Consider the following 14,502-nt stretch of genomic DNA (forward strand, 5'->3'; position numbering starts at 1 on the left):
TAAACTCCTATTTTAAAAATAAAAGATAATAAACTAAACATATTATATACCTCATTTTGAGGTTTAAATAACATGACACCTCAATATAAACATTAAGGGGTTGTTTTTAATTAAGACAAGAAATCGCTATTTATTATCATAGGGATAACCAAACCAACAACAATGGCAGACACTACCATGATCCAATCTCGTTTAGAAAATCTAAAAATCGTCTGCACAATATAGCCCAAAAACAACACTAAAAACACAATAATAACTTGAGCAAGTTCTATTCCTAGAGCAAACTCCAACAATAAAACTAACTTACTATCAGAATCTCCTAATAGCATTTGAAATTCGCGTGCAAAACCTAAACCATGTATTAAACCAAAGAATAATGTTGACAAAAACAACACACCAACTTTTTCTCTTTGCGCACCTTTACCAGAAGTAAATACATTAAAAAGCGCTACAACTAAAATAGTAATAGGAATTAAAAACTCTACAATCTGCGCATTCACACTAACCACACTATAGGCAGCTAACACAAGTGATAGCGTATGCCCCAAAGTAAACATAGAAACCAACAACAGTACCCGTTTCCAATCTTTAAATACATATGGAACGGTTAAAACAATAAGAAACAAAACATGATCGTATGCATTAATATCTAACACATGATTGATACCATACTCTACATTAAACCAAAAATTTTCAAGCATAATAATTTAAGATTAGGAGATTGCCCAAATATACAATTAATTAGATTCTTTTAACCCGCATTATATTTTTTATCTAATTGAAAGCGCATCACTTTAGTAATAACTTCTAAAGAAAATTGACATAAGGTTTTCATCACCATAATCACTTCGCAACCTATACTATATGCTAACTCCGAACCTATTTGTCCGCATGCACCAATAATTAATATCTTAGAGTTCATTAAACACTCCCTTTTATGAGAATGTTCCAAAAATAGTAAGATTTTATAAATAATATTATAAAAGCCAAATATTGTCAATTTGATTTCTAATTATTAAACAGAAAATAAACTATTACCATATCTTTGTATAGCACCTTTTAAATGAAGCACAATGCGTATTAAAACTTTAGTTATTTTAAGCCTATTAGTCATATTTTTTTCTTGCAAAAAAGATCAAGAAAGCAATACTGGAGATAATACTGGAGATATTGAGAACAAAGAAATAACGGCAAAAGACATTTCGAAAATTGATTATATCGAGTTTGCATTAGACTTAAAAGCAGAAAATGCCATTAAAGATTGGCAACAATACTACGAGTTACAAGATGTCATAATAAATATTAAAGAAGGCGATTTAAGTTTTTTTAATGATAATAATGATGCTATCAAGACATTGTTAAAAGAGCTAAAAGTAAACATCCCTAAAGAAATAAAAGCACCTTCAATTTTGGCTAGAATTATAGCATTAGAAACTAAGCTTTATAAGTTGGAGAGTTTGTCTAATTTATCTACTACAAGCAAAAAAGAACTTATTGCTAATATTAAAGACTTTTTGGTAGCCTTTTCTAGTTTAAATTTGCAAATAAATAAGAAAATAGAGTTTGATACCCGAAAAATTGAAAAGCCTGAATAACTTACATCATACCTTTTAAAAAGGAGAAAAACATATAAATACCATCCTTATACATTTTCGTTTTTTTCTTGCATAATCATTATTAATAATACTGTTTGTCGTATTTTATTGCATTTTATCGACTTAATTCGTACATTGCGACCATATTTGAAAGAAAATTCAAAAATTAAGATCCGAAAAATCATGATAAAATCGAATTATCAATATATAGATTTAGATATATTAAAAGAAAATGCTTTTGATGATGTTTCCATCGTTAAAGAAATAATGGAGCTATTTATTGAACTTATAGATGAGTATGTAGAAGTTCTAAATTCTCAGTTTCCCAACAAAAATTGGCAGCTACTTTTTCAAGCTACTCACAAAATAAAACCAAACATAAGCATGTTTGGTATTTCAAAATTAGAACCAGCAATACTTCAACTGGAGTCTGCCTTTAAAAACGAACAAAATATAGATACTACTGGTGCACTTGTTAATGATTGTTTGGCTGTTTTTAAAGAAGTAGAAAGAGAAATACAGACTGAACTCAGATCAATGACTAATGATTAAAAGAAATAGAGTTACCTGTAATACGAAAAACGTTTTTTAGATTCTTCAGTCGTCCCTCCCTGTCTGTCGACAGACAGGCTTCTGAATGACAAAATTGTCTTTATCTCTTCTTTTTAAATGCTTTCTTTTTCTTCTTTTTTCCGAAAATTCTTTTAAAAAACCCATCTCGCTTTTCCGGATTACAATCCAAATCGTCCAGAACTTCCTGAGAAAATGTTTCAAATTTGCTTTTTGTAATACTATTAAAACGGGTATCTGCATTCATTTTTTGATAAAATTTTGCAAAAACCGGTAATGCTGAATTGGCTCCCTGACCTATCCCGGTAGATTTAAATCCTAAACTATGATTATCATTACCAACCCATGTTACAGTAACAAGTTTGGGAGTGATACCCACAAACCAGCCATCTTTATTATTCTGAGTCGTCCCCGTTTTTCCAGCCATATCATTTTTAAGCTGATATATTGTTCTCAGCCTGGATGCTGTTCCTGTATTCACTGTAGACTGCATCATTTTCAATAGCACCTGCCTGGTGTAATCGCTATACCCTTTTTCCTTACTAACTTCAGGCTTAAATGACGCTATTACATTCCCGGCTTTATCTTCAATTTTGGTAATCGTATAAGGCTTAACACTTTTACTGGTATTCACATAACCAGCATAAACACCTGTGAGTTCTTTCAAATTAATCTCTGCAACACCTAAAGCCAACGACGGTTTCTCAGGAAGCTGTTTAGAAATACCCATTTTTTTCACTTGTTCTACGACACTTTCTATTCCAACTTTATTTAAAACTTTTACCGCAATGGTATTCACCGAATTACTTAATGCCGTTTCTAAATTATAGTTAAGATGCTCTGTGTCTTCATCCTTTCCCGAGTTAGCAGGCGTCCAGTTATCGAAATCTGTATAAGTTACTTCAGATAATGAAAAATAAGTACAGGGTTTCATGCCCTTTTCAACAGCTGTAGTATATACAAAAGGCTTGAATGTCGACCCTACCTGACGCTCACTTTGCGATACATGATCATATTTAAAAAACCGATAATCAATGCCGCCTAAATAAGCTCTTATAGCTCCCGTTTGAGGTTCTATAGATAGCATCCCTGTATTTAAAAACTTCATATAATGCTTTAAACTATCAATAGTAGATACGTTTTGAATCGTATTTCCCGCCCATGTAAATAATTCCGTTTTACGTTTTACAGATAATGAATCTAATATTTGTGCTTCTGTTAACCCTGATTTTTTATATGATTTGTAAACCGGAAGGTTTCTTACCGCTGCTTGAATAATGTCTTTGTTCTTAAGCCACGGCGCTGATTTTCCATAGGATTTCTCGTGAGCACTTTGTAAGCCTGAAAGGTGTTCTTTCATAGCTGTTTCAGCAAGTGCTTGCATGTCCGAATCTAAAGTCGTGTGAACAATCAAACCATCTCTATACAAATCATACGAGTCGCCATTTTCTTTTTTTAACGTATCTAATAGTGTTGCTAGTTCTTTTTTTACTTCTGCTCTAAAATAAGGTGCTAATCCTACATCATGATTAAAAGATTTATAGTTTAAAACGATATGCTCCTTTGTAAACAAATCAACCGAATCCTGAGATATATAACCATATTTTAACATTTGCTGAAAGACCACATTCCTTCGTGATAGACTGCGCTCTATATATAGTCTTGGGTTATAATAGCTTGTTGCTTTTAAAGTTCCTACGAGTGTTGATGCTTCAGAATGGGTTAATGCGGATGCCGATTTATTGAAAAATTTACGCGTGGCACTTTCAATACCATACGTATTATCGGAAAAGGGAACCGTATTAAGGTAAAGCGTTAGAATCTCTTCTTTAGAATAAATAGCTTCAATACGTTTCGCTATAATAGACTCTTTAAACTTATTGATGAGCATGCTAAATACAGCATGTTTTTTTCTTCCAAATAAATTTTTAGCCAATTGAAGCGTAATGGTACTACCTCCTCCAGCCGATTTATCCCGTAAAATAATGCTTTTAAAAAAAACACGAAGCAAACTCATATTATCAACACCATCGTGCTCATAAAAACGTGCATCTTCCGTCGCTATTAAAGCATCAATGAGGTGTTTTGGAAAATCTTTAAAAGTTAAAGGTTGCCTATCATAAATATAATACTTGCCTATTAGTTTACCGTCCTTATCCAAGACTTGAGTTGCCTCAGCTTGTTTAATAGAACTTAAATCTGCTTCGGTGGGTAGTTTTCCGAAAAAACCTAAAAGGACACTTATATAAATGATCGCAAAAAAAACAATAACAGCGGCGCAAATCAACATGGACCACTTAACCCATTTTTTTTTCAATAACGATAAAATCCAATTCATTTTGGGGTTATGCTTTTTTGTTTACGCTTAGGTTGTCTAAAAATGCTATTCTGTATGCCATGAAGAATCCCTTAAAAACATAATGCACTTATTTACAGAATCATAAGATTCTTCGCTTTAGCCTGTCTTGAGCGACAGTCGAAAGGCTCTGAATGACAAAATATATTACTTTTTTGACCTCATTATTTACCCATATCCTCATAATTGTAATCTGGATACAAGAAATGATTATAAGGGAAACGCGTTACATGAATATCTCGAACCTCATCGTAAACACGTTTTTTAAAGTCTTCTAAATTACTTTTATTTATTGCCGAAATAAACAAGGCATTATTACCTACTTTGCTCATCCAGGTACTTTTCCATTCTTCTAAAGAATAGTGTTTTTCTGTACGTTCTGTTTCTAAATCATCTTCCTCTAAAGGCTCCGCTTCATAGGCATCTATCTTATTAAATACCATTATAGTGGGCTTGTCTCCACTCTTTATTTCTCCTAAAATCTTGTTTACAGATTCAATATGTTCCTCAAAATTTGGATGCGAAATATCAACAACATGCAATAATAAATCAGCTTCTCTCACCTCATCCAAAGTACTTTTAAAACTATCTACCAATTGGGTAGGTAACTTTCTTATAAACCCAACCGTATCACTTAATAAAAACGGTAAGTTTTGAATCACTACTTTTCTAACCGTTGTATCTAAAGTAGCGAACAGTTTGTTTTCGGCAAAAACAGCACTTTTACTAACTACATTCATTAACGTAGATTTACCAACATTCGTATAACCAACCAATGCCACTCGCACCATCTTACCACGGTTACCGCGTTGTACCGCCATTTGTTTATCGATCGTTTTTATCCGCGCTTTAAGCAAAGCTATCTTATCACGTACAATACGTCTATCTGTTTCTATTTCGGTTTCCCCGGGACCACGCATGCCTATACCCCCTTTTTGACGCTCAAGGTGCGTCCACATACCTCTTAATCGCGGTAGTAAGTATTCGCATTGTGCCAACTCTACCTGAGTTCTGGCATAACTTGTCTGTGCCCGTTGTGCAAAAATATCGAGGATTAAGTTGGTTCTATCTAATACCTTAACATTAAGTATTTTACTAATATTTCGTTCTTGTGCCGCAGATAATTCATCATCAAAAATAGCCGTACCAACATCGTTATCTTCTATAAACTGACGGACATCTTCCATCTTACCAGTCCCTATAAATGTTTTAGGATTTGGCATCTCCATTTTTTGAGTAAAGCGTTTTATAGCGTAACCCCCGGCAGTAAATGTTAAGAACTCCAACTCATCTAAATATTCCTTAGATTTCACCTCATCTTGATCTTTAGTAATAATGCCTATTAAAACAGCTTTTTCTAAAGCCGTATCTTTCTTTTCTATCATGTTGCAAAGTTAAACATTTACAGGTATTATTATTTTTATATTTTTAAGCCTATTTTTGATTTATGACAGACGCTTTTGAAGACATTCCCATTCGTAATGAGATGCAGACCGTAGCATTTTATAACCTCGAAAATTTATTTGATATTCATGACGACAAGCACACTCATGATAATGATTTTCTACCAACTTCGGTTAAAAAATGGACGCCTAAACGCTATAAAAACAAACTTAGAAAATTAGGCTTTGCGATCTCTAATATTGGAAGAAGAGAAACTGGAAAACACCCTGCTCTTGTTGGTTTAGCTGAAGTTGAAAACGCTTCCGTTATTGAAGATTTAATCGACTCTAAACATTTAGAAGACTGTCATTACGATTTTGTGCACTATGATTCTTTAGATGAGCGTGGTATTGATGTCGCTTTGTTATATGATACGAATGCTTTTAAAGTTCTTGCTTCCGAAACTTTTACCGTTCAACTATTTGATGATGATGGCTCTCCGGATTACACACGAGATATCTTATTAGTTTCTGGTTTGCTTGATGGTGAAACTGTTCATATTATTGTGAATCATTGGTCGTCCAGACGCGAAGGCGCAAAAGAAACGGAACACAAACGTATGGCATCGTCTAATAAGGCTGGGGAAGTTATTTCGATGTTACGCGACGAACATCCTGATGCAAAAATTATTGTTATTGGTGATTTTAATGACGACCCTACCAGCAACAGTATTAAACAACTCGCTGACCATTTCGATCTGTACAATCCTATGGAAACCTTGCGATCTTACAATAGAGGCACGACGAACCACAACAGACAATGGAATTTATTTGATCAAATTCTATTCTCAACGAATTTCTTTCAAAGTACCACTAACAAATTTGAGTTTAGTACTGCTAATATTTTCGATGAAGATTTTCTAAAACTCTTTAATGGAAAATATAAAGGCACGCCTTATAGAACCTATGTTGGTAAAAAATACAAAGGCGGTTATAGTGACCATTTCCCCGTGTATGCTATTTTTAAGAAATAAGAACGTAGACCGCTTTGCTGTTAGAACCAAGAATCAAGACTATGTCATCCAGAAGCCTGCCTGTCGGCAGCTACAGTGTACCCACAAATTAATAAACATTAATAATTATACCATGTTCTTTTTGCCATAGCCGCAAAAAGAACCAAAAAAGTCTAGGCTTACTAAAATTCTGCTGAAAATACTACGGAGACCCCAGCCACAGATAAAAAGAACTCGCCTTATGTCCTTTGTTTATTTACTTACTCTTTTGCATTCACCATAAATACAGGGCTATCAATAATCTAATACTTGGCTCAAACAGCTTTTTATCTCTAAGCCTTTGTACTGACTCCTTGATTTTCAACAGAATTCTAGATAGGCCATTGTGCCAGCCTCCATGATCATTCTTTTTTAAGGTGATCAAGTCTCTCTGCCTGTTGTTGAGAAAAGACCATAGGGCTGTCCCCGACCTTTCGGAAGAATAAAGAACAAAAGCTTCGGAGCACCGGAGCATTGGCGTTGGCAATTGCGGTGGGGCGACGCGAAGTTTTGTACTTGGTTCTTCTCTAGCGACAGCATGAGAAGAAATTCCTCTCGAAAGGGCGTCTTTTCTTTTGTTACTTTTCTTTGGACGAGCAAAGAAAAGTAAGTAAAAAACTTTTATTTTTTATACCAAAAAAGATGTGGGTACACCCTAGCTGTCAGCAGACAGGGAGCAACGACTGTGGCAATCTGTTTATCGTTAACTATAGACTAAATTGAAATAAAAAAGAACAGGTTCTCACGTCGCGCTTTGGCGCTCCTCAGAATGACAAAACATAATGAGATCCTATAATACTGAACCAAGTTCAGCACAGGCAATTTCAGAACTATGCAGCCTGATAAACAACATAACTCAACCCCAAAGCAGCTATAGGCAACAACCAAAGTAACCAAATGTTATAATGCTGTGTTTTCTTTTTATTCATTTTCGCATTAATCATCATCCGTTTTTTACCTGTATACTGCATCCAGTTTTTAAAGTAAATAAACACCGCCATTAAAACAAATAAGGTCCATGCTTTGGTAGACGACATGGTAACCATGTTCATTTGCCTAAAAAACCCTGCAAAGAAAACACCCAAAAGCAATAGTAATGAAACCTGTAAAAGTGTGACATAGGTAATAGCTATATTATTCGCTTTTTGCTTGTACTTGGCTTTGTATTGCGAAAACATATTATAGAATAAGATATCGAATAGGTTCATTATTAGCTTTTCTATTAAAAAAATCAAAACTACGGTAAATAATTAATACTAACCCATTGTGCATTTTGATAAAATTTTATCAATTCGAGTGAATTTTGCTCATTTTTATGAGGAAAATTAGTATCGAGAATCAAATTTTTAGATTTTAAAGCAGGTCCTCGACACAATTTTCTATCGAAAATCACTCGAACTGACATTTCGTTTAAGTAAATAATCCAAAATGCACAACGGGTTAATACTAATAAAAACTAGAATTCTAATAGGTCTTCGACTTTAGTCTATGCTGAGCGCAGTCGAAGTACTCAAGACAGGCTAAAGTCGAAAGGCTCAGACCGACATTACAACCTTAATTTAATGACATTAGGCTCTCAACACCTCTATCTATTACAGTCAAATATTTCCAACAAAATCTAAAAAGACTTTTTTATGAAGTTCAAGATCCATATTAGGCGAAAGCGCTACCCGGGCAATATAATCTTTGTCGCCTTCTTTAGTCGTCCCTTGTGTAGATGTAGCAGGTATCGTCCAGTAACATCCTTTTAACTGGCCATAGCTCACGCAATATTTACTTTCATTAGGGATTTCTGTAATCATTAAATGGATTAATTTATGATTTAACGCTCTTTTATAAGATTCTTTTTCTTCAGCAGTATGCCCTTTAGTGGGAAGATCTAATGAAAATACAGAAGGGGTAAATCCTTTGCTTGCCAATGCTTCTGAAACAAAATTGATTTTTGCCTCCGGTAAAGTATCATTGATAAAGTTTACAAATTCACGCGTGTTCTTATAAGCATCATGAATTCTTTGTTTCATCGAAGGTAATTGTTTTGCTAATATTTCCATTTGAAAATCTGTAGCTTCGTTATCGCAAAGTTTTAGATGCATTTCTATTTTTTCCATCAAAGCTTCAGATTTTTTATTTGCTACACAGTAGCCGGCAGTACATAGCCCGCCACTTGGAAATTTCGATCCACTGGCAAATGAAATAGTCTTAATCGTTGACAGGATGTCATCTTCACCTAAAAAATGTACATTAGGACAAAATGTTTGATCTAAAATAAAAACGGGGTCGATAGCAATTTCACCATTTTTTGTTTTACGGGGGGCACTTAAAACCTCTTTTAATTTTATTAAATCTGGAACTTCAACCCTAGGGTTTGTTGGAATTTCAGCGATTATGTATGGTATAGCATCTTCGATAGCAATTTTATCTAAAACCATATCAATACTTTGAACCATATCTTTACCACCATCAACTGGTAAATCCAACACTTCAACATTGTCAATGCAAGTGGCAACACGTCTTGCCTGGTCGTTTGTTCCTCCATAACAATTTGGAGGCACTATAATTTTGATATCTTTTCCTTTATGTTTTTCCAGTGCATCGTGAATGAGCCCCATTAAAATCGCATATTGAATAGATAGTCCACTAGAACCAACTAGCGCTTTTGTGTTTGTACCAGTAACGTCTGCAATTGAATCTAAGACACGTGTTTTGTTTGTCTCAACATGGCTATCCTTATTATCAAAAGAAGACTTCTCTACTAGAAATTTTAAGGCAGCAAGAGCATTCGCTGGCGTCATTGCAATGGTCTCTCTTCTTCGAACATGCTGAATTTCTGAGACATAATTTTCATTTTGTTCACCATTTACTAATAAAACACTTCCCAGATGAGCATGAACATTGATGAAAAAATCAATATTTGAGTTGAGATCGAAATTACAAATATCATCTTGTTCTGAAATAAAAACGGTACTACCGTTAAACACAGAAACCTGTTCTTCTTTCTCAACATGCTTTAAGTCAAATTTATAACCGTAAATATCCCTTAGTATTTCAACATCAAAAAAATCAGGTAATTCACCTGAATAAATGATTCGAGTGTTTTTATTATCTAATAAGTTTTTTCTTAAAACTGCTAAAATAGGAACCGTCTTTGAGGAAAAGCTTATCACATTATTAGATTCTAGATTATTTAAGTTTGCGATGCCCCATTCTAGTATACAAGATAATGGATGACCTAATCGAATATAATCGAAAGCAGTAGGTAATTCGCTTAATGCAGGCAATTCATAATTATTCTCATTAAATAAGATTTCAAACTGTTCTAAGAATTGAACTTTGGCCAATTCTTCATTATAAATATCTAATCGATGGGTTGTTAGACTCAACCAACCAGTTGGTATATTTTTTAATACATCTTTAATATAATTTAGCATTTTATTGTCTTGCATAATTTCCACCTTTAGATAGGCCGGTAATATACATTAATTAGATTTTTTTTAAAAGTGTTACAAGGCGTTTTGTTAGATTGAGCCTAACTTTTAGTATATGAAGTGTAGCAACTCCCAAGAGGACTATGCATTATATGCAACTTTGTTGTAGGTAGTTTTTTATTGCGGAAAATCATGAATTCTTTTAAATGTTCTTGTCACAATACTATCCGTATTCAATAACTTTAGTGTCATTGAATTTTTATTAGAATCAACTTTCCAAAAATCTCTTTTCAATTGGTCTCCATATGGTATTAATTCAACTTCAGGTTTATGTCCATGAACATTATAAACGCCATTTATTCTTCCTTTCTCCGATCCAATGACAAATCGCTTATCCCATCTAAAAAACAAGTATTCAACTGTGTTTGTATTTCCTGATTGTGTAAAGTAATTTCCTTCTCCAATTGCTTCCTCCAATTTCCATAATCCAAGTAAATTATCCCCATATGTTTCCGGGAGTTTGTAGGATCGGATTAACGAGACCTTTATACTATCACCTTCCTCCATTCTTTTCCAAGTCATTTCATTTTTATTAATCATGACTTTGAAAGGCTCATTAAGGTCATTTAATCCATTTGAATTCAAAATTGACAGCTCATTGGTTTTCGGATTTAACGACCAGGTTCCAATGGAATGCTGGAACCACCCGTTGCCCGACTGTTGCGTGAAATCAGAATTGAATCTCATCCATCGTCCATTTGGGGTTATTTTTTCTTCTCCAACTATTACAGATTTAACGACCCAAAGCCCTTCAATTGCTTGTTTGTTTTCACAGCTGGTAAAAAAACAAAGGCTAAATAGTATTAGAAAATAAAAAATTCTCATGTTATCTTTTAATTGTTTACAATGTGTTTTCGTATGCTTAGTTGCATTGACTAGGTCTAAGTTAACAAAAGAAAACGAACCATTAGGAAAATCCTCGCAGATTTTCCGAGCACACACAGAACAAGTAATTTATTATACACATTGGGTGTTGTACAAATTAAAATAAATCACTTGAAATTTTGCCATACAATTGCTCAAAAGAGTGAACTTTGACTAATTTATTGTATGTTTTAACGTCATTAGTATTAACTTTGAAGAACTGGGCTAGTGTTTTCATAGGATACGGTGTTGTGCGTAGTTATTTTTCCGTCTGCTTTTGAATCCAATCCATTAACTCACCTTTATTCATCGAATCCCAAGTTGATTGAGTATTCTTTTTTGGTGATGGATTGTCTTCGGGTTGTAATACAATTAATTCGGTATTTTCATTTCCTGCCAGTTTCAATTCAGCTAAAAAACCAACTATATCTGTCGAATTATTCTCATATAAGGTTCTTAGTTGTTTTGTTAGCTTATATTTTATTGCTGGTTCTATATACGCTCTAACAGCATAGTCTTTGTAAATTTTAACATTTTCATTCTTTTCATCAAAGTAGCTATACGATGAGAAGTTGTGATAATTTTCTGGATTAGTTTTGGGTGTTCCTCCCAAGTACGTTTCTAATAGATAGTTTATAAATTTTGGTTCCCAAAGGTCAATTCGGTTAATTCTGATATCACGTTTATGTTGATACCATTTTCTTGTAAAATCCATCGTGAAATTGCAAGTGACAATACCTTTTATTTTAAGTTGAAATTCGAAGTCACTTTCTTTTATAAATTTAATATATCGCATTGCTCTATGTCCAACTAAACTTGCTCCTAAAAAGAAAATGTTGTCATTTGGCAAATTATGTCCATCAAAGACTTCTCGAATTAGCTTATGCGTAGAAATCATAGATGATTTAGAAAAGTAAAAATCAAGAGGGATTTCGGATGAAACTGACAATACCGCAAAATCTTTTTCCGATGCTTGAGTATACATCTGCCTTGAGCTCCTATTCTTTTTGTCATACTTTGAATCTTCGAGGAAAATGAGCACACCTTTTATTTCCTTATTTTCAGGAAGCATTAGAGTATAACCTTTTTGAATAAAAGGCAAAAAGTCATTTTCTCCAATTCCAACCCTTAGGCTATCATTTTTTACTGGTTCGTAATATTCAACCATTTTCTGTGAAAAAGATTTCGTACTAAAAATAGTCAGGAAGAGTAAAAATAATACCTTAAAAGATGTTTTCATTATCGTTTGTTTTTAATTACGCACAACGTTCCGTGTATGGTGTCGTAGCTATCCCGCAGGGGGCTATGCACTATACACATCTTGTTAGCTGCTGGCAATTTAGTTAGTTCCTTTTATCCAAGGAACTAGCTCAGTTGATTATTTTCTGTTACATTCTTTCCGAAAACATTATTTCTTATTTTTTTATAGGCAGCAACTCCTACGGCAGCTTGTAATAAAAAAACGAAGACTATTGAAAAACCAAATAATGTCAAATATAAATCAGGTTTAATTTCTTTGAAATAAATAAAACCAACCATAATTATTATCATATAAACAAATGACCTTTTATTAGGATATGGAATCATTCTTTTTAAAGTTTTATTCTCAAATTCAAATAGAAAATACGGTGAATAATAGTCAGCATAATTTTCAGGTTTATAACGTATAATATATTCATTCTCTTTTCTCCATTTTGTTGAGATCGATGACCCGTTTTTCAAAAATACTTTTTTGGTTTCTCCAAGTTGTAAAGGTGAAAATTCTTTTGAAATATGATTCATTTGAGCAAATGTCATTTAATTAAAGAACAGTCTCGTATAACCGTCCGTTACGGGTTAATATGCGTTAATTTTCGTTTTGCACAGGTTTTAGCAATTTCGAGCGGATTCGGACGTAATCGAATCCAGCATAATTGCAGTTATAAACTGTTAGTGGCTGTATTTTCTAACTCATCCAAATATTCAATATCAATCACCCTGCTAAACCTTTTTTGATATTGTCTCTTTGGAAAATATTTTAATAATAAATGGAGTAAGGTTTTTTGCAAGCGATTTTTGGTCAATGACATCTTTCCTATTTTCCACGATTGCTTCACTATGTATTCAACTTTTTTTGACCGGATATTTTGGTATTCGGAAAAAGTATTACTCGTATTGCTTTTTAAGCAAAGCCCTAAAGTATAGGCATCTTCAATTGCCTGACAGGCTCCTTGTCCCAAGTTTGGCGTGGTGGCGTGAATAGAATCACCGATAAAAACGGGATTGTTTTTAAACCAACCTTTATATTTGGGTTCAATGTCAGCCAATTCATTTTGCAGGATGTCGCTTTCAGATGTTTTATTCAGTAAATCCAGTACTATTGGATGAAAATCGCTATATGTATCTAATAAATAATGCTTTATAGAGGTTGTTGAACCTTTGCTGAAGTTCTTTTTTTCCTGAACAGCCAACCAAAACATTTCGTTGTCATTCAACGGTAAAAATAAGAACCGTAAGCTTCCTTCAAAAAGTTCGTAGTAGGTATGTTTTAAATCAGCATTGATATCAAATTTTGTAATTCCTCGCCAAATGACCTGATGCGCAGGCCTAATTCCAATTTCAGGGAAAACTGATTTTCTAATAGTAGAATTAATCCCATCGGAGGCAATTAAGGTGTCAAATTCTGAAAATGTGTTGTCCTTAAATTTAATCTTTATGCTTTCTTCATTTTCAACACTTTCTACTTCTTTGTTTAACTTGTATGAGTCTTTGTCCAATTCGTTTGCGAGTGTATCAATGATAGAAGCTCTGTGAATGCAATAGACTTCTTCGGGGAAGGGTACCGTTTTTAAGGTTTTTAATTTTTCGGTGGCCAGTACGGTCTTTTTAAGCAAATGTCCTTTTTCCCTTATTTTTTCTCCTACATTTAGCTTGTCAAATATTTTTAATGCATTAGAAGCGATTCCAATTCCTGCTCCAACTTCTTTAAATTCACTGGATTTTTCAAAGAGTTTAAAGTCGTGATTGTTCTTCTTTAAAGTCAAGGCCATTGTCAAGCCTCCTATTCCTCCGCCTATAATTGCAATTTTATCTGTTGTCTGCATTTTTCGTTTTATTGCCGCTAACGTGTATGATTAGTTACTGGAAATTCGGTTAGAATTTTCCGATGAAGACACAAGTTAATTAATTCCGAGGAATTTCCGAGAAGGAAATTCAGAA

13 protein-coding genes are annotated in these 14,502 nt (G+C 33.7%); 3 read left to right on the forward strand and 10 right to left on the reverse strand.

Annotated features, from left to right (window positions below; all coding sequences use genetic code 11):
- Positions 1-110 precede the first annotated feature (110 nt).
- Positions 111-701, reverse strand: a complete 591-nt coding sequence (locus tag Q4Q47_RS06535) for a HupE/UreJ family protein (protein WP_303305845.1) — start codon at positions 699-701, stop codon at positions 111-113.
- A gap of 50 nt (positions 702-751) precedes the next feature.
- The gene (locus Q4Q47_RS06540; RefSeq protein WP_303305846.1) at positions 752-922 is read right to left on the reverse strand and encodes a hypothetical protein; all 171 of its coding nucleotides are present in this window, start codon (positions 920-922) and stop codon (positions 752-754) included.
- A gap of 151 nt (positions 923-1,073) precedes the next feature.
- On the opposite strand from Q4Q47_RS06540, the gene Q4Q47_RS06545 reads away from it, so the two are divergent.
- Both Q4Q47_RS06545 and Q4Q47_RS06550 read left to right on the forward strand, forming a co-directional pair.
- Positions 1,074-1,595 carry a hypothetical protein gene (locus tag Q4Q47_RS06545; RefSeq protein ID WP_303305847.1) on the forward strand — a complete coding sequence of 174 codons (522 nt, stop codon included), beginning with the start codon at positions 1,074-1,076 and terminating at the stop codon, positions 1,593-1,595.
- Positions 1,596-1,778: 183 nt separating this feature from the next.
- Positions 1,779-2,147, forward strand: coding sequence for an Hpt domain-containing protein (locus Q4Q47_RS06550; RefSeq protein WP_303305848.1), 369 nt, complete (start codon positions 1,779-1,781; stop codon positions 2,145-2,147).
- Positions 2,148-2,247: 100 nt separating this feature from the next.
- Here Q4Q47_RS06550 and Q4Q47_RS06555 read toward each other — a convergent pair whose 3' ends face one another.
- Positions 2,248-4,503 carry a transglycosylase domain-containing protein gene (locus tag Q4Q47_RS06555; RefSeq protein ID WP_303305849.1) on the reverse strand — a complete coding sequence of 752 codons (2,256 nt, stop codon included), beginning with the start codon at positions 4,501-4,503 and terminating at the stop codon, positions 2,248-2,250.
- A 182-nt stretch (positions 4,504-4,685) separates the two neighbouring features.
- A complete protein-coding gene (hflX, locus tag Q4Q47_RS06560; RefSeq protein ID WP_303305850.1) occupies positions 4,686-5,906 on the reverse strand; it encodes a GTPase HflX in 1,221 nt (406 codons plus the stop codon).
- A gap of 62 nt (positions 5,907-5,968) precedes the next feature.
- Between hflX and Q4Q47_RS06565 the strand changes: the two genes are divergently transcribed.
- Positions 5,969-6,937, forward strand: a complete 969-nt coding sequence (locus Q4Q47_RS06565; protein ID WP_303305851.1) for an endonuclease/exonuclease/phosphatase family protein — start codon at positions 5,969-5,971, stop codon at positions 6,935-6,937.
- A gap of 848 nt (positions 6,938-7,785) precedes the next feature.
- On the opposite strand, the gene Q4Q47_RS06570 is transcribed toward Q4Q47_RS06565, so the two are convergent.
- The 6 genes from Q4Q47_RS06570 to Q4Q47_RS06595 all read right to left on the reverse strand — a co-directional run bounded on the left by Q4Q47_RS06570 (position 7,786) and on the right by Q4Q47_RS06595 (position 14,387).
- The gene (locus tag Q4Q47_RS06570; protein WP_303305852.1) at positions 7,786-8,163 is read right to left on the reverse strand and encodes a hypothetical protein; all 378 of its coding nucleotides are present in this window, start codon (positions 8,161-8,163) and stop codon (positions 7,786-7,788) included.
- 390 nt (positions 8,164-8,553) lie between these two features.
- The gene (locus tag Q4Q47_RS06575) at positions 8,554-10,398 is read right to left on the reverse strand and encodes a PLP-dependent aminotransferase family protein (RefSeq protein WP_303305853.1); all 1,845 of its coding nucleotides are present in this window, start codon (positions 10,396-10,398) and stop codon (positions 8,554-8,556) included.
- A gap of 159 nt (positions 10,399-10,557) precedes the next feature.
- A complete protein-coding gene (locus tag Q4Q47_RS06580; RefSeq protein ID WP_303305854.1) occupies positions 10,558-11,265 on the reverse strand; it encodes a hypothetical protein in 708 nt (235 codons plus the stop codon).
- Between the two features lie 298 nt (positions 11,266-11,563).
- Positions 11,564-12,544: a hypothetical protein gene (locus tag Q4Q47_RS06585; RefSeq protein WP_303305855.1), complete on the reverse strand. Its 981-nt coding sequence runs from the start codon at positions 12,542-12,544 to the stop codon at positions 11,564-11,566.
- A gap of 125 nt (positions 12,545-12,669) precedes the next feature.
- The gene (locus Q4Q47_RS06590) at positions 12,670-13,086 is read right to left on the reverse strand and encodes a hypothetical protein (protein ID WP_303305856.1); all 417 of its coding nucleotides are present in this window, start codon (positions 13,084-13,086) and stop codon (positions 12,670-12,672) included.
- A 137-nt stretch (positions 13,087-13,223) separates the two neighbouring features.
- Positions 13,224-14,387, reverse strand: a complete 1,164-nt coding sequence (locus Q4Q47_RS06595) for an FAD-dependent monooxygenase (protein WP_303305857.1) — start codon at positions 14,385-14,387, stop codon at positions 13,224-13,226.
- Positions 14,388-14,502: the final 115 nt, after the last annotated feature.

This window comes from Flavivirga spongiicola (assembly GCF_030540825.1).
Classification (GTDB): Bacteria; Bacteroidota; Bacteroidia; order Flavobacteriales; family Flavobacteriaceae; genus Flavivirga; species Flavivirga spongiicola.